Source organism: Pseudomonas sp. Sample_20 (assembly GCF_004307585.1).
GTDB classification, from domain to species: domain Bacteria; phylum Pseudomonadota; class Gammaproteobacteria; order Pseudomonadales; family Pseudomonadaceae; genus Aquipseudomonas; species Aquipseudomonas atacamensis.
On sequence record NZ_RCOA01000076.1, the window covers coordinates 1 to 24345 of the forward strand.

Annotated in this window: 24 protein-coding genes; 11 read left to right on the forward strand and 13 right to left on the reverse strand. The window is 61.1% G+C overall.

Annotated features, from left to right (window positions below; all coding sequences use genetic code 11):
- Positions 1–693: 693 nt before the first annotated feature.
- Positions 694–3588, reverse strand: a complete 2895-nt coding sequence (locus tag D8U70_RS16625; protein WP_024013986.1) for a ribonucleoside-diphosphate reductase subunit alpha — start codon at positions 3586–3588, stop codon at positions 694–696.
- A gap of 855 nt (positions 3589–4443) precedes the next feature.
- Here D8U70_RS16625 and D8U70_RS16630 point away from each other — a divergent pair.
- Both D8U70_RS16630 and D8U70_RS16635 read left to right on the forward strand, forming a co-directional pair.
- The gene (locus D8U70_RS16630) at positions 4444–5166 is read left to right on the forward strand and encodes a response regulator (RefSeq protein ID WP_024013985.1); all 723 of its coding nucleotides are present in this window, start codon (positions 4444–4446) and stop codon (positions 5164–5166) included.
- Positions 5163–6773, forward strand: a complete 1611-nt coding sequence (locus D8U70_RS16635; RefSeq protein WP_130929321.1) for an ATP-binding protein — start codon at positions 5163–5165, stop codon at positions 6771–6773. The genes D8U70_RS16630 and D8U70_RS16635 overlap by 4 nt, the downstream gene beginning before the upstream one ends.
- A gap of 107 nt (positions 6774–6880) precedes the next feature.
- Here D8U70_RS16635 and D8U70_RS16640 read toward each other — a convergent pair whose 3' ends face one another.
- Together D8U70_RS16640 and D8U70_RS16645 are read right to left on the reverse strand one after the other, a co-directional pair.
- Positions 6881–7606: a 4'-phosphopantetheinyl transferase superfamily protein gene (locus D8U70_RS16640; RefSeq protein ID WP_130929322.1), complete on the reverse strand. Its 726-nt coding sequence runs from the start codon at positions 7604–7606 to the stop codon at positions 6881–6883.
- Between the two features lie 152 nt (positions 7607–7758).
- Complete coding sequence (locus tag D8U70_RS16645; RefSeq protein ID WP_130929323.1) at positions 7759–8550, reverse strand: dienelactone hydrolase family protein; 792 nt, start codon at positions 8548–8550, stop codon at positions 7759–7761.
- 143 nt (positions 8551–8693) lie between these two features.
- On the opposite strand from D8U70_RS16645, the gene D8U70_RS16650 reads away from it, so the two are divergent.
- From D8U70_RS16650 to D8U70_RS16660, 3 genes are all read left to right on the forward strand, one after another.
- Complete coding sequence (locus tag D8U70_RS16650; protein ID WP_130929324.1) at positions 8694–9299, forward strand: hypothetical protein; 606 nt, start codon at positions 8694–8696, stop codon at positions 9297–9299.
- 149 nt (positions 9300–9448) lie between these two features.
- On the forward strand, positions 9449–10126 hold the full coding sequence (locus D8U70_RS16655; RefSeq protein WP_016773623.1) for a response regulator transcription factor: 678 nt from the start codon (positions 9449–9451) through the stop codon (positions 10124–10126).
- Positions 10123–11469 (forward strand): ATP-binding protein, encoded by a 1347-nt coding sequence (locus D8U70_RS16660; RefSeq protein WP_130929325.1) that lies wholly within the window; start codon positions 10123–10125, stop codon positions 11467–11469. The genes D8U70_RS16655 and D8U70_RS16660 overlap by 4 nt, the downstream gene beginning before the upstream one ends.
- A 95-nt stretch (positions 11470–11564) precedes the next feature.
- On the opposite strand, the gene D8U70_RS16670 is transcribed toward D8U70_RS16660, so the two are convergent.
- On the reverse strand, positions 11565–12563 hold the full coding sequence (locus D8U70_RS16670) for an AraC family transcriptional regulator (RefSeq protein ID WP_130929327.1): 999 nt from the start codon (positions 12561–12563) through the stop codon (positions 11565–11567).
- Between the two features lie 347 nt (positions 12564–12910).
- Between D8U70_RS16670 and D8U70_RS16675 the strand changes: the two genes are divergently transcribed.
- Together D8U70_RS16675 and D8U70_RS16680 are read left to right on the forward strand one after the other, a co-directional pair.
- Positions 12911–14245 carry a dicarboxylate/amino acid:cation symporter gene (locus tag D8U70_RS16675; RefSeq protein ID WP_130929328.1) on the forward strand — a complete coding sequence of 445 codons (1335 nt, stop codon included), beginning with the start codon at positions 12911–12913 and terminating at the stop codon, positions 14243–14245.
- Positions 14246–14512: 267 nt separating this feature from the next.
- Entirely contained in the window at positions 14513–15694 is a 1182-nt protein-coding gene (locus D8U70_RS16680; protein ID WP_130929329.1) for a CaiB/BaiF CoA-transferase family protein, read from the forward strand.
- Positions 15695–15801: 107 nt separating this feature from the next.
- Here the strand turns inward: D8U70_RS16680 and D8U70_RS16685 are convergent, their stop codons facing one another.
- Both D8U70_RS16685 and D8U70_RS16690 read right to left on the reverse strand, forming a co-directional pair.
- Entirely contained in the window at positions 15802–16296 is a 495-nt protein-coding gene (locus tag D8U70_RS16685; RefSeq protein WP_024013976.1) for a SprT family zinc-dependent metalloprotease, read from the reverse strand.
- Between the two features lie 147 nt (positions 16297–16443).
- Entirely contained in the window at positions 16444–17046 is a 603-nt protein-coding gene (locus tag D8U70_RS16690) for a Yip1 family protein (RefSeq protein WP_016773629.1), read from the reverse strand.
- A 425-nt stretch (positions 17047–17471) separates the two neighbouring features.
- On the opposite strand from D8U70_RS16690, the gene ttcA reads away from it, so the two are divergent.
- Both ttcA and D8U70_RS16700 read left to right on the forward strand, forming a co-directional pair.
- Positions 17472–18296: a tRNA 2-thiocytidine(32) synthetase TtcA gene (gene ttcA, locus D8U70_RS16695; RefSeq protein WP_056788114.1), complete on the forward strand. Its 825-nt coding sequence runs from the start codon at positions 17472–17474 to the stop codon at positions 18294–18296.
- Between the two features lie 167 nt (positions 18297–18463).
- Positions 18464–19138, forward strand: coding sequence for a DNA-3-methyladenine glycosylase I (locus D8U70_RS16700; RefSeq protein ID WP_016773632.1), 675 nt, complete (start codon positions 18464–18466; stop codon positions 19136–19138).
- A gap of 135 nt (positions 19139–19273) precedes the next feature.
- Here the strand turns inward: D8U70_RS16700 and D8U70_RS16705 are convergent, their stop codons facing one another.
- Genes D8U70_RS16705 through arsC form a run of 3 tightly spaced genes read right to left on the reverse strand, consistent with a single transcriptional unit; the run spans position 19274 to position 20645 of the window.
- On the reverse strand, positions 19274–19699 hold the full coding sequence (locus tag D8U70_RS16705; RefSeq protein WP_076563849.1) for a DUF2069 domain-containing protein: 426 nt from the start codon (positions 19697–19699) through the stop codon (positions 19274–19276).
- On the reverse strand, positions 19699–20295 hold the full coding sequence (gene wrbA / locus D8U70_RS16710; protein WP_016773634.1) for an NAD(P)H:quinone oxidoreductase: 597 nt from the start codon (positions 20293–20295) through the stop codon (positions 19699–19701). The genes D8U70_RS16705 and wrbA overlap by 1 nt, the downstream gene beginning before the upstream one ends.
- Positions 20292–20645: an arsenate reductase (glutaredoxin) gene (gene arsC / locus D8U70_RS16715; protein WP_016773635.1), complete on the reverse strand. Its 354-nt coding sequence runs from the start codon at positions 20643–20645 to the stop codon at positions 20292–20294. Before arsC ends, wrbA begins: the two co-directional genes overlap by 4 nt.
- A gap of 113 nt (positions 20646–20758) precedes the next feature.
- On the opposite strand from arsC, the gene D8U70_RS16720 reads away from it, so the two are divergent.
- Complete coding sequence (locus D8U70_RS16720) at positions 20759–21223, forward strand: TlpA disulfide reductase family protein (RefSeq protein ID WP_130929330.1); 465 nt, start codon at positions 20759–20761, stop codon at positions 21221–21223.
- Between the two features lie 143 nt (positions 21224–21366).
- On the opposite strand, the gene D8U70_RS16725 is transcribed toward D8U70_RS16720, so the two are convergent.
- Entirely contained in the window at positions 21367–21771 is a 405-nt protein-coding gene (locus D8U70_RS16725; protein ID WP_130929331.1) for an META domain-containing protein, read from the reverse strand.
- Positions 21771–22205, reverse strand: a complete 435-nt coding sequence (locus tag D8U70_RS16730; RefSeq protein WP_130929332.1) for a hypothetical protein — start codon at positions 22203–22205, stop codon at positions 21771–21773. Before D8U70_RS16730 ends, D8U70_RS16725 begins: the two co-directional genes overlap by 1 nt.
- A gap of 134 nt (positions 22206–22339) precedes the next feature.
- On the opposite strand from D8U70_RS16730, the gene D8U70_RS16735 reads away from it, so the two are divergent.
- A complete protein-coding gene (locus tag D8U70_RS16735; RefSeq protein WP_130929333.1) occupies positions 22340–22798 on the forward strand; it encodes a hypothetical protein in 459 nt (152 codons plus the stop codon).
- A 6-nt stretch (positions 22799–22804) separates the two neighbouring features.
- Here the strand turns inward: D8U70_RS16735 and D8U70_RS16740 are convergent, their stop codons facing one another.
- Positions 22805–23794 (reverse strand): 2-hydroxyacid dehydrogenase, encoded by a 990-nt coding sequence (locus tag D8U70_RS16740; protein WP_130929334.1) that lies wholly within the window; start codon positions 23792–23794, stop codon positions 22805–22807.
- 81 nt (positions 23795–23875) lie between these two features.
- The coding region (locus D8U70_RS16745) for an Hpt domain-containing protein (RefSeq protein ID WP_177433978.1) at positions 23876–24345 on the reverse strand (470 nt) is incomplete at its 5' end.

A 24345-nucleotide genomic window follows, 5' to 3' on the forward strand; every position in this document is an offset into this window, starting at 1 on the left:
TACGGCGGGTCACCTTTTTCAAACGCCAAAAAGGTAACCGAAAAGGCTTGCTCCTACGTTCGGCCCTCGCAGGCTCGGGTTCCTTCGCTGCGGGATCGATCCGGGCGCAGCGGCTACGGTTTGCTTCGCTGCACCTCCTTCCGCTGTGTCTGGCTGCGCCAGACGGTCGCTGCGCTCCCACGCCCGGATCAATCCCTCCACTCAGCCTTCCGACGTCGCCGGTGGATCAAGATCAAGAGCACTCGAGCTTGCGCTCATTGTTGAGTGGTGCGGCTTTGCCGCGGGCAGCTGCGCTGCTTTGCTTTTGCTTTTGTGGGAGCGAGCCTGCTCGCGATAGCGGTCTGGCGGCCAACCAATTTCGCCCAGATACCCACGATCCAATTGTAGGAGCCGCCGAAGGCTGCGATCTTTTGATCTGGCTTTTGCTTTGCTTCGGCTCTTGATCTTTTACCCCTTCGGCAGGCTTCGTTACGGGATCGACGCGGGGGTGGTAGCGCAGCGACCGTACGACCAGGTCTCTGAAAAGGTGACTCGCTGTAAGAGCAAAACCATAAGAAGCCGTTACCGCAGCAACGGATATTCGTCCAAACCCAACCCCCCAAAAAACAAAAACCCCGACAAACCAGAAGTCTGTCGGGGGTTTCTTTTGCCTGAAGATCCCAGGCGTCTCGCAACGCCTGATCTCAGCTCAGCTTATTGGCAAGCTTCGCAATCCGGCTCGTCAATCGCGCAGGCCTTTGGCACTGGAGCCGGACCTGCCGGAGCGGCCAGAACCGAATCGTCGCCGTGGTTGCCGCCGCTGGAAACAGCGTTCAGCTTACCGGTGTTGATGGTCGACTTCTCGGTGCTGGTCGCGGCCAGGGCACGGAGGTAGTAAGTGGTTTTCAGACCACGGTACCAGGCCATGCGGTAGGTCACGTCAAGCTTCTTGCCCGATGCGCCAGCGATGTACAGGTTCAGCGACTGGGCCTGGTCGATCCACTTCTGACGACGGCTGGCGGCGTCAACGATCCACTTGGTGTCCACTTCGAACGCGGTCGCATAGAGCTCTTTGAGTTCTTGCGGGATGCGCTCGATCTGCTGCACCGAACCGTCGTAGTACTTCAGGTCGTTGATCATGACCGAGTCCCACAGACCGCGAGCCTTCAGGTCGCGAACCAGGTACGGGTTGATCACGGTGAATTCGCCCGACAGGTTCGATTTCACGTACAGGTTCTGGTAGGTCGGTTCGATCGACTGCGAAACGCCAGTGATGTTGGCGATGGTCGCGGTCGGTGCGATGGCCATGATGTTCGAGTTACGGATGCCTTTCTGTACACGGGCGCGAACCGGTGCCCAGTCAAGGGTTTCCTTCAGGTCGACATCGATGTACTTCTCGCCACGCTGTTCGATCAGGATCTGTTGCGAATCCAGCGGCAGGATGCCCTTGGACCACAGCGAGCCGTTGAACGTCTCGTAGGCGCCGCGCTCGTCGGCCAGGTCGCAGGAAGCCTGGATCGCGTAGTAGCTGACCGCTTCCATCGACTTGTCGGCGAACTCGACGGCAGCGTCGGAGCCGTAGGCGATGTGCTGCAGGTACAGAGCGTCCTGGAAGCCCATGATGCCCAGACCGACCGGGCGGTGGCGGAAGTTGGAGTTCTTCGCTTGCGGCACCGAGTAGTAGTTGATGTCGATCACGTTATCGAGCATGCGCACGGCGGTGTTCACGGTGCGTTGCAGCTTGGCGGTATCGAGCTTGCCGTCGACGATGTGGTTCGGCAGGTTGATCGAGCCCAGGTTGCAAACGGCGATCTCGTCCTTGTTGGTGTTCAAGGTGATCTCGGTGCACAGGTTCGAGCTGTGGACCACGCCGACGTGCTGCTGCGGGCTGCGCAGGTTGCACGGGTCCTTGAAAGTCAGCCATGGGTGGCCGGTTTCGAAGAGCATGGAGAGCATCTTGCGCCACAGGTCTTTGGCCTGGATGGTCTTGAACAGCTTGACCTTGCCCGGGTACTCGGTCAGCGCTTCGTAGTACTCGTAGCGCTCTTCGAAGGCCTTACCGGTCAGGTCGTGCAGGTCCGGTACTTCGGATGGCGAGAACAGGGTCCACTTGCCGTCATCGAAGACACGCTTCATGAACAGGTCAGGGATCCAGTTGGCGGTGTTCATGTCGTGGGTACGACGACGGTCATCACCGGTGTTCTTGCGCAGCTCGATGAACTCTTCGATGTCCATGTGCCAGGTTTCCAGGTAGGCACACACAGCGCCTTTGCGCTTGCCACCCTGGTTCACGGCCACAGCGGTGTCGTTCACTACTTTGAGGAACGGCACAACGCCTTGCGACTTGCCGTTGGTGCCCTTGATGTACGAACCCAGCGCACGCACCGGCGTCCAGTCGTTGCCCAGGCCGCCGGCAAATTTCGACAGCATGGCGTTGTCGTGGATCGCGTGATAGATGCCCGACAGGTCATCCGGCACGGTGGTCAGGTAGCAGCTCGACAGCTGTGGACGCAGGGTACCGGCGTTGAACAGGGTCGGGGTCGAAGCCATGTAGTCGAACGAGGACAGCAGGTTGTAGAACTCGATCGCACGGTCTTCTTTCTGCTTCTCTTCGATCGCAAGGCCCATGGCCACGCGCATGAAGAAGATCTGAGGCAGTTCGAAACGCACGCCATCCTTGTGGATGAAGTAGCGGTCGTACAGGGTCTGCAGGCCCAGGTAGGTGAATTGCTGATCGCGCTCGTGGTTGATCGCCTTGCCCAGTTTTTCCAGGTCGAAGGTGGCCAGCACAGGGTTCAGCAGTTCGAACTCGATACCTTTGGCGATGTAGGCCGGCAGGGCCTTGGCGTACAGGTCGGCCATTTCGTGATGGGTGGCGCTTTCGGCGACTTCGAGGAAGTTCAGGCCTTCGGCACGCAGGGTGTCCATCAGCAGGCGGGCGGTAACGAACGAGTAGTTCGGCTCGCGCTCGACCAGGGTACGGGCGGTCATCACCAGCGCGGTGTTGACGTCGGTCAGGGCCACGCCGTCGTACAGGTTCTTCAGGGTTTCGCGCTGGATCAGGTCGCCGTCGACTTCTTCCAGGCCTTCGCAGGCTTCGGTAACGATGGTGTTCAGGCGGCCCATGTCCAGCGGCGCGAGGCTGCCGTCGGCGCGGGTGATGCGGATCGACGGGTGCGCGTTGACTGCTGCTTCGGCAGGAGCGTGAGCTGCGCGCTCTTTCGAACGGCCGTCACGGTAGATCACGTAGTCGCGAGCGACTTTCTGCTCGCCGGCACGCATCAGGGCCAGTTCGACCTGGTCCTGGATTTCTTCGATGTGGATGGTGCCGCCCGATGGCATGCGACGCTTGAAGGTCGCGGTGACCTGCTCGGTCAGGCGCGCAACGGTGTCGTGGATTCGCGACGAGGCGGCAGCGGTGCCGCCCTCAACTGCGAGGAACGCTTTGGTGATAGCGACGGTGATCTTGTCATCGGTGTAAGGAACGACAGTGCCATTACGCTTGATCACGCGCAGCTGGCCAGGCGCGGTGGCTGCCAGATCCGAAGTCGAATCGGCGGCCTGCGGCAAGGTGCCCTGCGGGTTCTCGCGAGTTGTGTCGGTTTGCATGGGGGGTGGTCTCCACATTCTCTATGTTTGTTTGGCACCGTCATGGTGCTCACCGTTCTGTACCGAAGCACTGCAACCGACGGGCGTCGGCATTACAAACTTCGGAACAGTAGGAAAAAGGCTGCAACGCCGCATCCTTGCCGAAGTTTTGGTTACGAGCCGAAGCTCGCCACCGGATTCCTCCGCGGGTGGCAGTCATGACTGCAACACCCATACCGTTTTGTCCGTTTCGGACCAAATAAAACGGTGCCATCCGCCAGTGCGGTTTGGGCTTGAAAAAACTCGCTTGTTCTACCGGAAACCGGCCATAAAGCACTTGAGTTTCAGGTCTGAAATGTGGTTGGGCGTTTTAGGTGAAAACCCTATATGTAGGGTCTCCGTTTTCGCCGTGCTACAAGATAATGCGTTTCAGGGGGGGATTGCAACGTACTACCTGTGGATAAGCCTGTGCGTAATTTGTGTAAGAAACAGGGAAAACGCGTGTAGGCCGCGAACCTGCTGAGCCAGACCGTTTGTCACTGTTTTTTTGCCTGGAAAAACGCTTCAGCGGTTTTTTAAGGGCGCGAACCCTATCACAGAATTCGGCCTTGTCCGAACGCATTTACCGACTTGTTTTCCGGGTGGCCGGCGTTTATACAATCGCTGGGCGCATGGGCATTTTTATCCTCCATGAACATGACAAATGATCGGGAGGACTCGTGTAGGAGCTGCCGAAGGCTGAGATCTTTTGATTATGATTTTTCAAGAGCAAGATCAAAAGATCGCAGCCTCGTTTCACTCGTCAGCTCCTACAGGGACCGCGTCCATTCAGCACAGCCTTCTCATATCAATAAAAACAGCAAGCAGAGGTCACCGGTGGAGCAACAAACCTGGCAGGTATTGATCGTCGAGGATGACCAGCGACTGGCCGAGCTCACCCGCGATTACCTGCAAGCCAATGGCCTGCGCGTGGAGATCGAAGGCAACGGTGCGCTGGCGGCGGCGCGGATCATCAAGGAGCAGCCGGATCTGGTGATCCTCGACCTGATGCTGCCCGGCGAGGATGGCCTGAGCATCTGCCGCAAGGTGCGCAGCCAGTACGACGGGCCGATCCTGATGCTCACCGCGCGCACCGATGACGCTGATCAGATCCACGGCCTCGACCTCGGTGCCGACGACTATGTGTGCAAACCGGTACGCCCGCGCTTGTTGCTGGCGCGGATCCAGGCGTTGCTGCGCCGCAGTGACACACCGGAGCCGGCCGCGGAAAAATCCCGGCGTTTGCAATTCGGTCCACTGGTGGTCGACAACGCGTTACGTGAAGCCTGGCTGAGCGACAACGGCATCGAGCTGACCAGCGCCGAGTTCGACCTGCTGTGGCTGCTGGTGTCCAACGCCGGGCGGATACTTTCCCGGGAAGAAATCTTCACTGCATTACGCGGCATCGGCTACGACGGCCAGGACCGCTCGATCGACGTGCGTATCTCGCGCATCCGCCCGAAAATCGGCGACGACCCCGACCATCCGCGCCTGATCAAGACCATCCGCAGCAAAGGCTATCTGTTCGTCCCGGAAGCCTGCGCAGACCTGGCGCTGTGAATTCGATCTTCCTGCGCATCTACGGCGGCATGTGCGCCGCGCTGATTCTGGTAGCGGTGCTCGGCGTGCTGGCGCTGAACCTGCTCAATCAGGTGCGCAGCGAGCAATACCGCGAGCGCCTGGCCCACGGCACCTTCTCGCTGATGGCCGACAATCTGCAACCGATGAACCAGACCGAACGCCATCGCGCGCTGCTGGTGTGGGAGCGGCTGCTCGGCATCCCGCTGACGCTGAAGAAATTCTCTGCAACCGACCTTGATCTGGCCCAGCGCACCCGTGTGCTGCGCGGTCAGGCGCTGGTCGAGCAGACGGGGCCACATGCGGCCAAGGTCTATCGGCTGATCAGTGAAAAAGAGCAGCTTGTACTGGTAGGAGAGGTGCAGCAGATCAGCGAGCAACTGGCCCGAGCGACCATCTATTTGCTGGCCGATGAGCTGGTGCGGGTACCGGTCGGCGAACAGCCCAAGCGTCTGGCCCAGATAAAGCAGGAAAAGGGCTTTGGCTTCGATCTGCGTCTGGTCACGGTAAATGACGCCGACATGGACGAAGACCAGAGTCGCCGCGTGGCCGAGGGCGATACGGTGATGGCACTGGGCAAGGGCGGCGATTCGATCCGCGTCTTCGCCGGTATGGTCGGCACGCCGTGGGTGCTGGAAATCGGCCCGCTGTATCAGATGAATCCGTACCCGCCGGAATGGCTGGTATTGATCGCCGCGCTGGGCCTGACGCTGATCGGCCTTATCGTTTATCTGTTGGTGCGTCAGCTTGAACGACGTTTGCGCGGCCTCGAAGCGGCGGCCACGCGGATCGCCAAGGGCAGCCTGGAAACCCGTGTGCCGGCGCGCGGTGCCGACTCGGTCGGGCGGCTGGCGTCTGCGTTCAACGGCATGGCCGAGCACTTGCAGCAACTGCTGGCGATCCAGCGTGAACTGGTGCGCGCGGTGTCTCATGAACTGCGTACCCCTGTGGCACGGTTGCGTTTCGGGCTGGAAATGATCGGCACGGCCACCACCCCGCAGGCACTGGAGAAATACCGTGAAGGCATGGATCACGACATCGAGGACCTCGACAAGCTGGTCGACGAAATGCTCACCTACGCACGACTGGAGCAAGGCTCGCCGGCGCTGATTTTCCAGCGAATCGATCTGGATGCGCTGGTCAATCAGGTGATCGCAGAATTGGCGCCGCTGCGCGCCGAGGTCACGGTGCAGCGCGGATTGTGTCTGTCATCGGCCGACAATGACGGCGCCTGGGTCGAGGCCGAACCGCGTTATCTGCATCGAGCGCTGCAGAATCTGGTGGGCAACGCGATGCGCCATGCGCATTCACAAGTGACGGTAAGTTATCAGGTCGGCCAGTTGCGTTGCCGGATCGACGTCGAGGACGACGGACCGGGCGTGCCGGAAGTGGCGTGGGAGCGGATCTTCACGCCGTTTCTGCGCCTCGACGATAGCCGCACGCGGGCCTCGGGCGGGCATGGTCTGGGCTTGTCGATTGTGCGGCGGATCATTCACTGGCACGACGGGCGCGCGATCATTGGCAAGAGCAAGAGTCTGGGTGGGGCCTGTTTCAGTCTGAGCTGGCCGAGGAATCAGGAGCGCCGCTGAGATTCGGGATGCTGCCTTCGCGAGCAGGCTCGCTCCCACATTTGAAATGCAATCCCCTGTGGGAGCGAGCCTGCTCGCGAAGGCGCCATAACAGGCAATGCAAAACTTCAGGCAGGAATACTGACCAGACTCAACAACTGCCCATCATGCACTGCAAACTGCGCCTCCAGCTCCGATCCATTGCGCCATTCCCTCGACAGATCCGTCAACAACCGCAGCCTGACCTGACCCGCCGCAGTCCATTCCAGCACTTCGGCATGCTCGAAATAAAAGCGCTGCTGCACGATCGGGTACAGCGCCTTGAACAGGCTCTCTTTGACCGAAAACGTCAGGGTCACCCGCAGCGCCAGTTGCTCCTGAGAACCCGCCGCCATGCGCTGCATTTCCGCCGGCGTGAGAATTTCCCCGGCCAGGCGTTCAGCGCGCTCGTGGCTCAACAGGTTTTCCAGATCCATGCCCAAGCCACGCCAGTGCTGCTTGTTGGCAACAATCGCTGCCGCGCGGCCGGTGCTGTGGGTGATCGAGCCGCAGATATGCGCCGGCCACACCGGCGCGCGGTCTTCGCCAATCGGCGGGACGATATTCAGGCCTTCGAGTTGTTGCAGCGCGGCACGGGCGCAGACGCGCCCGGCCAGGAATTCGGCCTGGCGTTTGGCTACCGAGCGCTGAATGCTCGGTGGCGCCGGCACAGCGCTGCGCTGGAAGTCATCGCCAAGCAGGCGTGCCGGGTCGAAGTGGGTACTGAGCAGCACGGTATCGGCCAGGACCGTCGGCAACGGCCAGTGGCTGTCGAGCGCAGTGCAGCAGGCGGGCAGGGCGGGGGTGATATGCATGGCGGGCATTTTGCCGGTTAGTCGAGGCAAGGTCGAGAACGGCGGTGAAGCCTTCGCGAGCAGGCTCGCTCCCACAAGGGATCTTCTGGGCGACAGATATCCGGTGTGGGAGCGAGCCTGCTCGCGAAGGCCGCGCCTCGGTCGCTACTGACTCAGCCGAAAATCTTCTTGAAGAACGCCTGCATATCCGCCCAGGATTTTTCATCCGCCGCCTTGTTGTAACCAATGTCCGGCCCGCCATGCTCGCCATGGCTCAGGCGATCGGCATCCGGGTTGCTGAAGCCATGCTTGGCGCCATCCAGACTGACGAACCGGTAGTCCGCCCCGGCCTTGTCCATCTCCGACTTGAACGCGGTGACGTGGTCCTGAGTGACCATGCTGTCCAGCGCACCGTGCTCGACGAGGATTTTCGCCTTGACGCTGCCCGGAGTCGCCGGGGTCTTGGTTGCCAGCGCGCCATGGAAACTCACCACGCCGGCCAGCGGCACACCCTGACGCGCCGCATTCAGCACCACGGCGCCACCGAAGCAATAGCCGATGGCGGCGATCCTGTTCGGGTCGGTCTGCTTTTGCTTCTTCAACAGATCGAGCCCGGCGGCGAAGCGTTTACTGGCGGCATCGGCATCCTTGGTCGCTGCCTGCATGAAGGCCATGGCGTCTTTCGGGTGCTCGGTGTTTTTGCCTTCACCGTACATATCGATGGCCAGAGCGCTGTAGCCGAGTTCGGCAAGATCCCGCGCGCGGCGCTTGGCGTAATCGTTCAGCCCCCACCATTCGTGAACCACGACAACGCCGGGGCGTGGGCCTTTGATCGCGTCGTCATAGGCGTAGTAGCCGATCAGTTGGCTGCCGTCGGCGCTTTGGTAGGGAATCTCTTCAGTCTTGATCGCAGCCTGGGTGAAGCTGCTGACTGCCAGCAAAGTGAGGGCGAGGAACAGGCGCATGGTCGGATCTCCTTATTGAAAGTGGTCAGAACAGCCTAGTCGATCCGGTTCAGGTCAGGTTCAGAGACGGTTCAGGGGCCGTACAGGGGCGGCTCAGTAACCTTGCGCCATACCCAAACAGCACTGTGAAAGAGGAAATACCCATGACTCGTATCAACAAACTGCTGCTGGCTTTTACCCTGTTAGGCTCCAGCATCGCGGCGAACGCCGACGACACCAGCAACTTCGCCGGCCTGACGTTCGGCCAGACCAGCGACAAGATCGACAAGTCCCACGCGCTCAACAACAATCTCGGCAACCCCAACGTCACCGGGGCCATCGACGGCAACAACACCTACGGCATGCGCCTCGGTCAGCAAAACAGCCAGGGCCGCTACTACGCCACCTACGACAACGTTTCCGGCTCGCACAATGGCGTTAAACTGCGCCAGGAAAATCTGCTCGGCAGCTATGACCTGTTCTACCCGGTGGGCGGCAGCACCAAGTTGTTCGGTGGCGCCACGGCCGGTCTGACCAAGCTGACGCAGGATTCGCCCGGCTTCAGCCGTGACAGCGACATCGGTTACGCCATCGGTGGCCAGGTCGGTGTGTTGCAGCAAGTTTCGCAGAACACCTCGATAGAACTCGGTTACCGTTACCTGCGCAGCAACGCCAGCACCGAAATGAAAGAGAGCGGCGGCAGCAAACAGGGCTCGCTGGGCTTGACCAGCAGCGCGCAGACCTACCTGTCGGCCAACTACTATTTCTAAGGAGAGATTCATCCTGAAAACCTGTGGGAGCGAGCTTGCTCGCGAAAGCGATGTTTCATTCAACATCATCGTTGACTGGAACAACGCATTCGCGAGCAAGCTCGCTCCCACAGGAGGGTGTTGAGATTTCGAGTGATTTGGAGAGTTTTATGAAACTGTTGGTCGTCGAAGACGAGGCGCTGTTGCGTCATCACCTGCAAACCCGCCTGACGGAAAGCGGTCATGTGGTCGAGTCCGTGGCCAATGCCGAGGAGGCGCTGTACCAGACCGGCCAGTACAACTTCGATCTGGCGGTGATCGATCTCGGCCTGCCGGGCATGGGCGGCCTCGACCTGATCCGCCAGTTGCGCTCGGGCGGCAAGACCTTCCCGATCCTCATACTCACTGCGCGCGGCAACTGGCAGGACAAGGTTGAAGGACTCGCCGCCGGTGCCGACGATTACGTGGTCAAGCCGTTTCAGTTCGAAGAACTCGACGCACGCCTGAACGCATTGCTGCGCCGCTCCAGCGGTTTCACCCAGTCGACCATCGTCGCCGGGCCGTTGCTGCTCGACCTCAATCGCAAACAGGCCAGCCTCGATGAGCAACCGCTGGCGCTGACTGCTTACGAATACCGCATCCTCGAATACCTCATGCGCCACCATCAGCAGGTGGTGCCCAAGGATCGCTTGATGGAGCAGCTGTATCCGGATGACGACGAGCGCGATCCGAATGTCATCGAAGTGCTGGTCGGCCGTCTGCGCCGCAAGCTCGAAGGCCCGGCCGGGTTCAAACCGATCGACACCGTGCGCGGCCTCGGTTACCTGTTCAATGAGCGCTGCACTTGATCCGTTCCCTTCGCGTTCGCTTGATGCTCGCCGCCACCACGTTGGCGGTGCTGTTCATGCTTGCCTTGCTGCCGGCGATGCAGGGCGCCTTCAGCCTTGCCTTGCAGGACTCGATCGAACAACGCCTGGCCTCCGACGTCACCACATTGATCTCCGCCGCGCGGGTGGAAAACGGTCGGCTGGTGATGCCGTCGCAATTGCCGGACGAGCGCTTCAACCTCACCGATTTCCGCCTGCTCGGCTATATCTACGACCGCGACGGCAAACTGGTGTGGCGCTCGAAAGCCACCCAGGAAGAACAGATCAACTACAAACCGCGTTACGACGGCCTCGGCAACGAGTTCGCGCGGATTCGTGAAGCCAGCGGTCAGGAGTTCTTCGTCTACGACGTCGAAGTCAAACTGCTCGGCGGCAAAAGCGCAGCGTTCAGCATCGTCGCTCTGCAACCGGTGCGCGAATACGAAACCACCCTCGAAGGCCTGCGGGAAAATCTCTATCTGGGCTTCGGCGCGGCATTGCTGGTCTTGCTGGCGCTGCTATGGATCGGCCTGACCTGGGGCCTCAAGGCCTTGCGCCGCTTGAGCCAGGAACTCGACGAAATCGAAGGCGGCACCCGCGAAAGCCTGACCGAAAAACACCCGCGTGAACTGCTGCGCCTGACCGGCTCGCTCAACCGCTTGCTGCTCAGCGAACGCCAGCAACGCAGTCGCTACCGCGACTCCCTCGACGACCTCGCCCACAGCCTGAAAACCCCGTTGGCGGTACTGCAAGGTGTCAGCGAAGACATGGCCCAGCGTCCCGCAGACCGCGACCAGGCTTGGGTCCTGCAAGGCCAGATCGAACGCATGAGCCAGCAGATCAGCTACCAGCTGCAACGGGCCAGCCTGCGCAAAAGCGGTCTGGTGCGCCATCAGGTGCGCCTGCAACCGGTGCTCAAAAGCCTCTGCGACACGCTGGACAAGGTCTACCGCGACAAACATGTGCGCGTGGCCTTTGATCTGCCGGAGCATTGCTACGTGCCGATCGAGCAGGGCGCCTTGCTGGAAATGCTCGGCAACCTGCTGGAAAACGCCTATCGCCTGTGCCTCGGCGAAGTGCGGGTCAGCGTGCGCGAGTCCTTGGCCGGGATCGAATTGTGCGTCGAGGATGATGGCCCGGGCGTGCCCCTCGATCAGCGTGCGCGGATTCTGGAACGCGGCGAACGCCTGGATGCCCAGCATCCCGGGCAGGGCATCGGGCTGGCGGTGGTCAAGGACATCATCGAAAGCTACAACGCCCGTTTGGCCTTGGGTGATTCACCGATGGGCGGGGCGGCGTTCAGGATTCATTTTCCTGCGGTGTGAAGGTTGGCAGTGCCAGCCTCTTCGCGAGCAGGCTCGCTCCCACCTTGAAACGCATTCTCCTGTGGGAGCGAGCCTGCTCGCGAAGGCGTCTGACTTCACAACTCCTGTGCCCGATAAGCCCCCGGTGTCAGCCCCGTCCATTTCTTGAACGCCCGATGAAACGCCGAAGGCTCAGAAAACCCGAGCTGCTCGGCAATCTGCTGCAACGACAGATCCGCGCGGCCCAGATGGTAGATGGCGATATCCCGCCGCAGCTGATCCTTGAGCTCCTGAAAACTGGTGCCTTCCTCGCGCAAGTGCCGGCGCAAGGTCTGCGGGCTGATATGCAGATGCGCCGCAACCGCTTCCAGATCAGGCCAGTGCGCAGCGTCGCGACTGAGCAAGCGGCGCAGACGGCTGCTCAGGCTGTCGCCGTCGTCCGGGCGCGAGAGCAGGTCGGCGGGGGAGCGTTCGAGAAAATGCTTGAGCGTGCGTTCGTCCTGCAACAGCGGCATGGCCAGGTAGCGACTGTGAAACAGCAGGCTGCTCTGCTCGGCATCAAAGGTCAGCGGGCAGGGGAACAGCAGGTCGTATTCGCTGCCGTGCTCGGGGCGCGGATAGCTGAAGGTTGCCTGCTCGAGGCGAATGCGCTGGCCGATCAGCCAACTGCCGAGGCGGTGCCAGATCACCAACAGACTCTCGCTGAGAAAATGATCCGGGTCCCACCACTGCGCGTCGTCCAGGCTCAAACGCACCCAGTCGTCTTCGCGACGCAGGGTCAGGCGTGGGGCGTCGAGGAACAGGCTGTAAAACAACAAGCCACGTTGCAGAGCCTTCTCCAGGTTGCGGCAGTGAATCGAGGCGTGGCACATCATGGCGAAGCTGCCGGGCTTGCTCGGGGCTTTACCGAAACCCAGGTATTCGTCGTCCAGCACCAGCCACAAGCCCTGAATCAGCCGGGTGAACTGCTCCGGGGCAATCCGCGCGCGGGGCTCGTCGAGCAATTCCGCGCTGATCCCCAGTTGCTGTAACAGGCCTGAATAATCCAGGCCGCGCCGGCGCGCACCGCCAAGGGCGGCACGGGCGAAATGGCTGGCGATGGTGCGTTCGCGCATAAGCGGCAATCCTTGTTCAGGCACCGATCGTAACGGCGGGCCGGCAACGCAACAAGGCGGATTTCCGCCAAATTGCAGGACGCTGAACGCTCAGTTGGCGGAAATCCGCCATGCCTCAAGTCGCTGATTGGTGACAGGAAAATCCCGCAGGCCCTGATATCAAAAGGCTTGCTGCCATTCGCACCAATCTGGCACGACGTTTGCGATACAAGCTACAGAAGCGTGCATTTCTCCGACCGGGAAAAATGCCGTTCCAACAACAAATCCCTCCAGTGCAGGAGGGTTCGCAATTAAGGTTCAGCGCTCGACAGATGGATGTTGCCGCTGGACGCTTGAGGAAACCTGCAATGACGACTCGTCAGCCACTGTACAAATCCCTGTATTTCCAGGTGATCGTTGCCATCGCCATCGGCATCCTGCTTGGTCACTTCTATCCGCAGACCGGTGTGGCCCTCAAGCCACTGGGTGACGGCTTCATCAAGCTGATCAAAATGGTCATCGCCCCGATCATCTTCTGTACTGTTGTCAGCGGCATCGCCGGCATGCAGAACATGAAGTCGGTGGGCAAGACCGGCGGCTACGCGCTGCTGTACTTCGAAATTGTTTCCACCATTGCCCTGCTGATCGGTCTGATCGTGGTCAACGTTGTGCAACCGGGCGCCGGCATGCACATCGACGTCACCACCCTCGACGCCTCGAAAATCGCCACCTACGTGACGGCCAGTAAAGACCAGAGCATTGTCGGTTTCCTCCTCAATGTGATCCCGAACACCATCGTCGGCGCGTTCGCCACCGGTGACATCCTGCAAGTGCTGATGTTCTCGGTGATCTTCGGCTACGCCCTGCATCGCCTCGGCTCGTACGGCCGTCCGCTGCTGGACATGATCGATCGCTTCGCCCACGTGATGTTCAACATCATCAACATGATCATGAAACTGGCGCCGCTGGGTGCGTTCGGTGCCATGGCGTTCACCATCGGTGCCTACGGTGTCGGCTCGCTGGTGCAACTGGGCCAGTTGATGATCTGCTTCTACATCACCTGCATCCTGTTCGTCGTGCTGGTGCTGGGTGCGATCTGCCGTGCTCACGGTTTCAGCGTATTCAAGCTGGTGCGCTATATCCGTGAAGAACTGTTGATCGTACTGGGCACGTCCTCGTCGGAATCGGCACTGCCACGCATGCTGATCAAGATGGAGCGTCTGGGCGCGAAGAAATCCGTCGTGGGTCTGGTGATCCCGACCGGTTACTCGTTCAACCTCGACGGTACTTCGATCTACCTGACCATGGCGGCCGTGTTCATCGCTCAGGCGACCGACACGCACATGGACATCACCCACCAGATCACCCTGCTGCTGGTACTGCTGCTGTCCTCCAAAGGCGCGGCGGGTGTGACCGGTTCGGGCTTCATCGTGCTGGCCGCAACGCTGTCGGCGGTAGGTCACCTGCCGGTTGCCGGTCTGGCGCTGATCCTCGGTATCGACCGTTTCATGTCCGAAGCCCGCGCGCTGACCAACCTGGTCGGTAACGCTGTTGCGACCATCGTCGTCGCCAAGTGGGTCAAGGAACTGGACACCGATCAACTGCAGACCGAGCTGGCTTCTGGCGGTCGCGGTATCTCCGACGAGCGTGAGGAAGACGACCTGGGTGTGGCTGAAGGCCCAACCCCGAGCAATGTGAAGTAAATACAAGAACTGCGCATCAGTACGATGTGAGGTTGTAAAAAATCCCTTGTGGTGAGGGATTTACTCCCGATGGACTGCACAGCGGGCCTCTTCTTCCAATTCCAGAGAAGGGGCCGCTTCGCGACCCATCGGGGATAAATCCCCTCGCCACAGGGGTTTTTTCTTGCCCGGAATTTGAGCGCAACGGTCACACCTGCTGACATTTGCGGTGATTGCCGCATCGACGATGGCTGCCTAGGCTGAGTGCATCGCCCAAGGAGTTCGCCCATGTCTGCACCGCTGGCCTCACTGAAGATTCTCGATTTCTCGACCTTGCTGCCGGGGCCGTTCGCCTCGTTGCTGCTGGCGGACATGGGCGCCGAGGTGCTGCGCATCGAATCGCCAACCCGTATGGATCTGCTGCGGGTGCTGCCGCCGCATGATGGCGGTGTCTCGGCCAGCCACGCTTATCTGAACCGCAACAAGCGCAGTCTGGCGCTGGATCTGAAACAGCCCGAAGCGTTGGAGATCATCAAGCAACTGCTGGGCGAATACGACATCGTGCTCGAGCAGTTTCGCCCCGGGGTGATGGAGCGTCTGGGCCTGGGTTATGAAGCGTTGAAAGCGATCAATCCAAAGCTGATTTATGTGTCGATCAGCGGTTACGGCCAGACCGGGCCGTACAAGGAACGCGCCGGGCATGACATCAACTATCTGGCGCTGGCGGGACTCGCCAGTTACACCGGACGCGCCGACAGCGGGCCGTTGCCGCTGGGCATGCAGGTGGCGGACGTGGCGGGCGGCTCGCTACACGGCGTGATCGGCTTGCTGGCAGCGGTGATTGCCCGCCAGCAAACCGGGCAGGGCACCCATCTGGATGTGAGCATGACCGACTGCGCGTTCAGCCTGAACGCCATGGCCGGCGCGGGTTATCTGGCCTGCGGCGCGGAACCCGGTCGGGAAGACCAGATGCTCAATGGCGGCAGCTTTTACGATTATTACCGCACCCGGGATGGGCGCTGGATGTCGGTGGGCAGTCTGGAGCCGGCCTTCATGCAGCAATTGTGCACGGCGCTGGGCCGGCCGGAACTGGCGGCGCAAGGGTTGTCGCCCAGGCCTGAGCAACAACAGGCCTTGAAAGAGGCGTTGCGCATTGAATTCGAGCGGCATGATTTTGCAGAACTGTGTGAGTTGTTCGCCGGGGTCGATGCCTGTGTCGAGCCGGTATTGAGTCTGGGCGAGGCGCTGCGCCATCCGCAAATGCAGGCGCGGAAGCTGGTGACTCAGGTGCCGCGCGGCGATGGCACGACGCAGGCGCAGATGGCGTGTCCGTTGAAATTTTCTGAGGCGTTGCCGGAGCCAAGGCATGTTGGCGCGGGGTTGGGGCAGCATACGGACGAGGTGTTGGGGGAGTTAGGGTTGAGTGCTGAGCGGATCGCCGAGTTGCGTTCGGCCAGGGTGATTCTGTAGCGCTCATGCCGCCGCCTTCGCGAGCAGGCTCGCTCCCACATTGAAATGCATTCCCCTGTGGGAGCGAGCCTGCTCGCGAAGGGGCCCGCCGATACTCTACAAAACTGTCATTCCACCCGCATTTCACCACTGAACACCAGCGTACTGCGGCAGCGCCGGCACAGATACCGCCGCCCTTGCCGCACCAGGCCATGGCGCTGGGCGGTAAACGGGAAATCACTGTCGGGGCACGGGCATTTGTAGATGTAGCGGGTCACGCTGCGCCGCTTGATTTCATAGGTGTGGCAGCGGTCCGGCGGCAGTTCGTAGACGCCGCGCATGATCAGTTGCCACTCCTCGCCATGCGGCTGGATGCGGTCGCCGAACAGTTGATGCGCGATCAGGTGAGCGACTTCGTGAGCGACGGTCTGCTTGAGGAAGTGCTCGGTGTTTTCCCGGTACAGCTGCGGATTGAAGCGCAGCAGATTCTCGTGCAGATGCGCGACACCGGCTTTCTGCCCGCGCAGCTTGAGGCTGACGACGGGGCGTTTGAAGGAGCGTTTGAAAAAGGATTCAGCGAGTTGGTAACAATCTTCGACGCGGGTATTGAGTTGCTCGGGCATGCTTGATGGATCTCCAGAGACGCCGAGTATGCCGCAACCCCGGCGACTTGCGAATCGCCGACCTGCCGAATGGTCGTTGCCCAACGAGAAGGCCGCCTTGCGGCGGCCTGTATTGGCAGATGTTGTTTTTCTCAGGCAGGAAACAGGTCAGTTGGTATAGACCGGGCCGACACCCAGGCCCCAGACAATCACGGTGAATGCCATGATCGCCACCAGCACCACCAGGCCGACGGCGAGCACCGAGCTGGAAAACAGGAAACCTTCATCCGAAGGGATGTTCATGAAGGTCGGCAGGCCGACATACAACAGATACACCGTGTAGCAGATGGCCGCTGTGCCGACGATCATCCCCAGCCACATGTGCGGATACAGCGCCGCCAGACCGCCGACGAACAACGGTGTCGCGGTGTATGTGGCAAACGCCACGCAACGGGCCAAGCTTGGATTGGCGTCATAGGTGCGCGCCATCCAGTGCACGAAGGCGCCCATCACCGCGACCCCGCCGAGCATCGCCAGGTACGACATGATGGTCATCCACAAGGCGCTTTCGAACGTGAGCATCACCGGCGCGCGGTTGCCGATCACCCAACCGACCTGGGTCGTGCCGATGAACGCCGAGACCGCAGGGATCGCCGCCAGGATCAGCGTGTGCGTCAGGTACATGTGGCTGATGCTTTCCTCTTGGTCGCCACGGATCTCCTTCCATTCCTGATCGGGGTGGGTAAACAGTCCCACTACGTGATGGATCATGCCATTCACTCCTCTTGTCATTGCCATCGCCCCCCAACGGAGCGCCTACGGGCCAAGATGGCCGAGCAAATACAGGTCTTTAGATGTGTGCGACCTTATGTCGCAGTATAGAAAGGACTCCAGCGCACCGGTATGGCCAACTTAGAGCAAATTGCGCTGTAAACATGAGGCTTAATCGCCTCGGGGTCTTGCGGGGAAGGCATTGTTGAGGTCGAAACTCTTTTGTGGCGAGGGGATTCATCCCCGTTCGGCTGCACAGCAGTCGCCAAGCCATTCACCGCGCAGTGTCAGGCATTACGAGTTCTCAGGTTTTGGGGCTGCTTCGCAACCCAGCGGGGATAACTCCCCTCGCCACAGATGCTTCGCGCTACCGGGGTTTTTGCGTAAAATGCCGGCCTTTCGTCACACCTCACGGATTTCGCGTCATGGGCACTCTTACGGTCAACCAGAACAAACTGCAAAAGCGCCTGCGCCGCCTGGCCGGCGAAGCGATCGCCGATTTCAACATGATCGAAGACGGCGACAAGGTCATGGTCTGCCTGTCCGGGGGCAAGGACAGCTACACCATGCTTGACGTGCTGATGCACCTGCAGAAGGTTGCACCGATCAAGTTCGACATCGTCGCGGTGAACATGGACCAGAAACAGCCGGGCTTTCCCGAGCACGTGCTGCCGGCCTACCTGAAAGAACTGGGCATCGAGTATCACATCGTCGAGAAGGACACTTACTCGGTGGTCAAGGAACTGGTGCCGGAAGGCAAGACCACCTGTTCGCTGTGCTCGCGCCTGCGTCGCGGCACCCTGTACACCTTTGCTGACGAAATCGGCGCGACGAAAATGGCCCTCGGTCATCACCGCGACGACATCGTCGAAACGTTCTTCCTCAACATGTTCTTCAACGGCACCCTGAAAGCGATGCCGCCGAAGCTGCGCGCCGACGATGGCCGCAACGTGGTGATTCGTCCGCTGGCGTACTGCAACGAGAAGGACATTCAGGCCTACTCGGACTTGAAGCAATTCCCGATCATCCCGTGCAACCTCTGCGGCTCGCAGGAAAACCTGCAGCGCCAGGTGGTCAAGGAAATGCTTCAGGACTGGGATCGCAAGACCCCGGGCCGTACCGAATCGATTTTCCGCAGCCTGCAGAACGTGGTGCCGTCGCAACTGGCCGACCGCAACCTGTTCGACTTCACCAGCCTGAAGATCGACGAGACCGCGGCTTCGCGTTTCGTCAATGTCGTCAATCTGTAAACACAACCTGTAGAAGCGAGCCCTGTGGCGAGGGGATTCATCCCCGCTGGGGCGCGAAGCGGCCCCAAAATCTCGGGGTCTGCTGCGCAGCCCAGCGGGGATGAATCCCCTCGCCACAGGGGCGTGCTTCTGCAGGTGTTATTCATTTCCAAACCTCAGGAGAGGGCATGCGCGATTACAAGTGGCTGCACGAATACTGTCTGAACCGTTTCGGTTCGGCGGCTGAACTGGAAGCCCATCTGCCCGTTCCCAAGACCCCCGCACAACTGCGCAAGATCCGCGACGACCGCTACCTCTCGACCATGGCCCTGCGGGTTTTTCGCGCCGGGCTCAAGCACAGCCTGGTTGATGCCAAGTGGCCGGCGTTCGAAGAAGTGTTCTTCAAGTTCGATCCGGAAAAAGTCGTGCTGATGAGCGCCGAACACCTTGAGCGCCTGATGCAGGACGCGCGGATCATCCGCCACCTCGGCAAGCTGAAAAGCGTGCCGCGCAATGCGCAGTTCATTCTCGATGTGGAAAAGGACAAGGGCAGCTTCGGCGCGCTGATCGCCGACTGGCCGGTGACCGATATCGTCGGCCTGTGGACCTACCTGAAAAAGCACGGCCACCAACTCGGCGGGCTGTCGGCGCCGCGCTTTTTGCGCATGGTCGGCAAGGACACGTTCGTGCCGAGCTACGACGTGGTCGCGGCGCTGAATGCGCAGAAGATCGTCGACAAAGTGCCGACCAGCCAGCGTGATCTGGCGACGGTGCAGAACGCGTTCAACCAGTGGCACGAACAGAGCGGCGGACGGCCGATGAGCCAGATTTCGATGATGCTCGCCTATACCGTGAACCATTGAGTCAATCCGATCGTTCCCATGCTCCGCGTGGGAACGCCGCCCGGGACGCTCCGCGTCCCTGAGACGCAGAGCGTCTCTGGATGCATTCCCACGCAGAGCGTGGGAACGATCGGTGTAGCAACTGATGGCGATCGGTCAGGCGACGCTGATCTCGCCTTCGCCAGCCAATTTGCGATTCAGCTGATAGCGCCAGCGCACATACAACAGCGCCGAGCAGAACACCGCCAGGCTCGCGGCCATTTCCAGCAGGCCGAACAGCTGCCGGTTGGGGTCGTACGCCGCCAGGGCGCCTTTGATGAAATACAGGTTCACCACAAAACACATCCATGAATGGCCACGGGCGCTGCCCATGATCATCGCCGGGGCGAGCACCAGCCACGGGATCAGCTCGACCAGCAGAATCACCCAAGGCCGCGCGCCATGCAGGTCGGCGAACACCAGGTAATAAACAGCGAGCAAGCCGGCGAGGGCGAAAAAGCTCAGCAGGCTGAGCACGCGCATCGCCTTGACCCGTGGCTCAAGCCACTCTATCGAGGGCAGGACTTTCGGCTTCTTCGCCATCAGCCCACCAGTTTCTGCGCGGTTTTCGCCAGGCGCAGACCGAGTGCGCGACACAGCGCCACTTCGTGCTGATCGAGACCGTTCTTGCCGTCGGCACCGGCGTGATGGCTGGCGCCGTACGGCGTGCCGCCACCTTCGGTTTCGAGCAGGGCCGATTCGCTGTAGGGCAGGCCGGTGATCAACATGCCGTGATGCAACAGCGGCAACATCATCGACAACAGCGTGGTTTCCTGACCGCCGTGGAGGCTGGCGGTGGAGGTGAACACACCGGCCGGTTTGCCGACCAGCGCGCCAGTCAGCCAGAGGTTGCTGGTGCCATCGAGGAAGTACTTGAGCGGCGCGGCCATGTTGCCGAAACGCGTCGGACTGCCCAAGGCGAGGCCGGCGCAGTTCTTCAGATCATCGAGGCTGGCGTAGAGCGCGCCTTCAGCGGGAATCTCCGCCGCCACCGCTTCGCACTCGGTGGAAATCGCCGGCACCGTACGCAGACGCGCTTCCATTCCGGCCTGCTCGACGCCACGGGCGATTTGCCGTGCCATCTCGTTGGTCGAACCGTTGCGGCTGTAATAGAGAACCAGAATGTACGGCGTGCTCATGGCAACAACTCCAGCACGTTTTCCGGTGGGCGACCGATGACGGCTTTGTCGCCGACTTCCAGAATCGGCCGCTCCATGAGTTTCGGGTGCGCGGCGATGGCGTCGATCAGCTGCTGCTCGCTGAGGCTGGCGTCGGCCAGGTTCAGGGTTTTGTATTCCTCTTCACCGCTGCGCAGCAGCTGCCGCGCGCTGATCCCGAGCTTGCCGAGCAGGGCCTTGATCTGCGTGGCGCTGAGCGGCGTTTCCAGGTAGCGCACGACAGTCGGAGTCAAGCCGCGGGCTTCGAGCAGTTCCAGCGCGCCGCGGGATTTCGAGCAGCGCGGATTGTGATAAAGCGTCAGATCGGTCATGGCGGGTCGCTTCTGGCGTAAAGTGGCGGCTATTCTAACTGTGCGGCGCGCAATCCAGAACCGTCAGAGGCGATGGGTCGCAGGCGCTTTCGAATTTTCACAAGGAACACGACATGACACGGCGATTGGCAGCGGCATTGACGATTCTCGGGGCGTTGATGCTGGGGGGCTGCGGTAATGATTACGGCATCGACCAGAACGGCCACAAGGTAGCGTCCGAACGTCTGGACAAACAGTGGGTGGTGCTCAATTACTGGGCCGAATGGTGTGGCCCATGCCGCACGGAAATTCCCGAGCTGAATCATTTGGCTGATGAGCTCAAGAGCAAGAACGTCGGGGTGTTCGGGGTCAACTTCGACAACGTGCAGGGCGCGGAATTGAAAGAGGCGAGCGAGAAACTCGGCATCAAGTTCACCGTGCTGGCGCAGGATCCGGCCGAGCTGTTCGACCTGCCGCGCAGTGAGGCGCTGCCGGTGACGTTCATCATCGATGACAAGGGCAAGGTGCGTGAGCAGTTGCTGGGTGAGCAGACGGCGGCGGGGGTAATGGCGAAGCTGGAGGCGTTGCGGAACAAGTAACCTGTGGCGAGGGGATTCATCCCCGTTGGGTCGCGAAGCGGCCCCATGCGCAGTTCCGGGCGAACTGCAAACTCAGGGCTGCTACGCAGCCCAACGGGGATGAATCCCCTCGCCACAGGTAACCCCTGCGGGCACAGAAGGGCTCAGCCCTCTTCCAGCCACCAGCGCAACGGTTTGCCTTCAGCCGGCCAGAAGCGTATCTGCTCGATCGGCGAAATGTCCCAGCGCTCGACTTTTTCCAGCGCCTGCAAGAAGCGTTGTTCCTGCTCCATCAACGCCGGGGCGCAGAGCTTGCGGGTCTTGCCGATCTTGCCGAAGCTCAGCTTGTCGCCGTCCTGCGTGTAAGGCGCGAACCAATGGTTGCAGCCGCCGTTGCCGTAGGCGCGGCCGTCATCGCCAAGGGTCACGGTCAGATGGCTGTAATCCATCAATGGCCGCTCGCCGATCCATTCCAGAATGTAGCTGCGGTTGTGCTGCAGTTGCACCGGCTCTGCGGCGCAACCGACCAGGCCGACACCGATCAGTGCGGTCAGGGCGAGGCGTTTCATCACGCAGGCTCCTGGCATTTCGGGCACAGGTGCTTGTCGCCGACGGCTTTCCAGCCGAGCTCGGCGATGCGCGCGGTGGCGGCGGGTTTCTCGGCGGACTTGCCGAGTTTGGCGTCCACGGCGAATTCGAAGCTCAGCTCTTTCGCGCAGCTGTCGCAGTTGACCTGCCAGGTGTGAATGGCCAGTTCGCCGAACACCGGGCCTGTGGTCATTGCGGTCCAGTGGCCTGGCGGATTGATCAGGTGGCGGACCGTGTCGACGGTCAGGCGCATGGACAAATCCTTGCTGCCTTTGAGCGTGACCAACAGGGCATCGCCGATACGGATCGAGCCACCGTTGCCGGTCACCTGATAGCGGCCCGGAACCAGGGCGCGGCATTCGGTGAGGGTGTGTTGCGGGTTCATCAGGGTGTAGCGGAAATCGTGTTCGACCATGGGTCCTCCAAATATGCGCGACATGCTAGCACGGGCTCGATTGCAGAATGATGCACGCGTGCGACCTTCGATCCGGTTCAAATGCGCCGACAGTCATGGCAAACTGCCGGCCCCCGAATCTGAAGGAACGGAACATGGCGCTGATCGAATGTTATGAATGCAAGCGGAGCATCAGTTCCGAAGCGCTGGTGTGCATTCACTGCGGCGCGCCGATGGCCGAACATGCCGCCATGCAGGCGCAATCGACGGCGGCACCGGTGCAAGCCTCGACGATTTCCTTCGGCAGCCTGCCACGTAACAACGCAGTGCCCGAGGCGGTTGCGCCGCCAGTGTCCGAGCCTTTACCCAAAGTGATGCCGGCAGCAGCAGGGCGTCGCCGTCGTCAGCAGGCCGCAGAACAGGCCCGCGAGGCGCAGCAACCGCTCAACGCCGATGGCAGTCGCCCGGTGGAAGGCTGGCTGAAAATCATGGTGTTTCTGTTGCCAGCGTTTTTCGTCTGGTTCCTGCTGCGCAACGGCCATTCGAGCAAGCAGCGCCTGCTCGGTTTCGGCTGGCTGGGCTTGCTGATCCTGGCGTCTTCGCTGTCCAAGTAAAACCGTTCAACCCTCGACCTGGTTCTGCGGCGCACCTGCCGCCCAGGTCGCGATGTTGTGCAGGGTGGTCGCGGCAATCGCGCCCAGTGCTTCGCGGGTCAGAAACGCCTGATGCGCGGTGATGATCACGTTGGGAAACGTCAGCAGACGCGCCAGCACATCGTCCTGCAACGGCAGGTCGGAGCGATCCTCGAAAAACAGCTGCGCCTCTTCCTCGTAAACATCCAGCCCCAGATACCCGAGTTGACCGTCCTTCAGCGCGTCGATCAGCGCCGGCGTGTCCACCAGCCCGCCACGCCCGGTGTTGATCAGCATCGCCCCCGCCTGCATGTGCGCCAGTGAGTCGCGATTGATCAGGTGCTTGCTCTGCTCGTTGAGCGGGCAATGCAGGCTGATGATCCGCGACTGCGCGAGCAACTCCGGCAGGCTCAGATAACGTGCGCCCAACGCCAGCACCTCGGGATTGGGATACGGATCGTAGGCCAGCAATTCACAGCCGAAGCCGTGCATGATTTTCGCGAACGTTGCACCGATCTGTCCGGTGCCGACGATGCCGACGGTCTTGCCGACCAGATCGAAACCAGTCAGGCCATGCAGGCTGAAATCGCCTTCGCGGGTGCGGTTGTAGGCGCGATGCAAGCGACGATTGAGGGCGAGGATCAGCGCCACGGCATGTTCGGCTACGGCATGCGGCGAGTAGGCCGGCACACGCACGACGGCCAGGCCGAGGCGTTTCACCGCCGGCAGGTCGACATGGTTATAACCGGCCGAACGCAGGGCAATCAGCCGCGTACCGCCAGCAGCGAGGCGTTCGAGCACCGGTGCGCTGAGGTCGTCATTGATGAACGCGCAGACCACTTCGTGCTGCTCGGCCAACGCCGCCGTATCGAGGCTCAGTCGCGCCGCTTGAAAATGCAATTCGAGCCCGGCCGGGCAGTCGGCGCCGAGAAAGCTGTCGCGATCGTAGGTCTGACTGCTGAAAAAGATTGTGCGCATGAATCCTCCTGGAACATCGACGCGGGCCGCAATGGCCCGCGACAACTGTAGCGCTTTGCGCGTGCAGCGCCTTGCCGTGGATCAGGCGCTGATGCGCGCCTGCGCTGCGAGTCGATTGATCGAGCGCTCCAGTTCATCCAGCGCGGCGGCGGCTTTCGGATCGTCCTGCTTGAGCAGGGTTTCGCTGCGCTGGCAGGCGGCGCGCAGTTGCGGCACGCCGCAATAACGGGTGGCGCCGTGCAAACGGTGCACGCGTTCAAGCAGGGCATTCTGGTCGTGGCTGTCCCGCGCGGCGCGAATCGCTTCGCGGTCGGCTTCCAGCGAGGCCAGCAGCATGGCGAGCATGTCTGCCGCCAGATCCGCTTTGCCCGCTGCCAGACGCAAGCCTTCTTCGTGATCGAGCACCGGCAGTTCCTGCTGACTCGCCGCGCTGTCGCCGCTGCGCTCCGGCGCCTGATTGCGCAGGGCCAGTCCGGTCCACTTCAACACCACCTGCGCCAGTTGCCGCTCGCTGATCGGTTTGGTCAGGTAGTCGTCCATGCCGCTTTGCA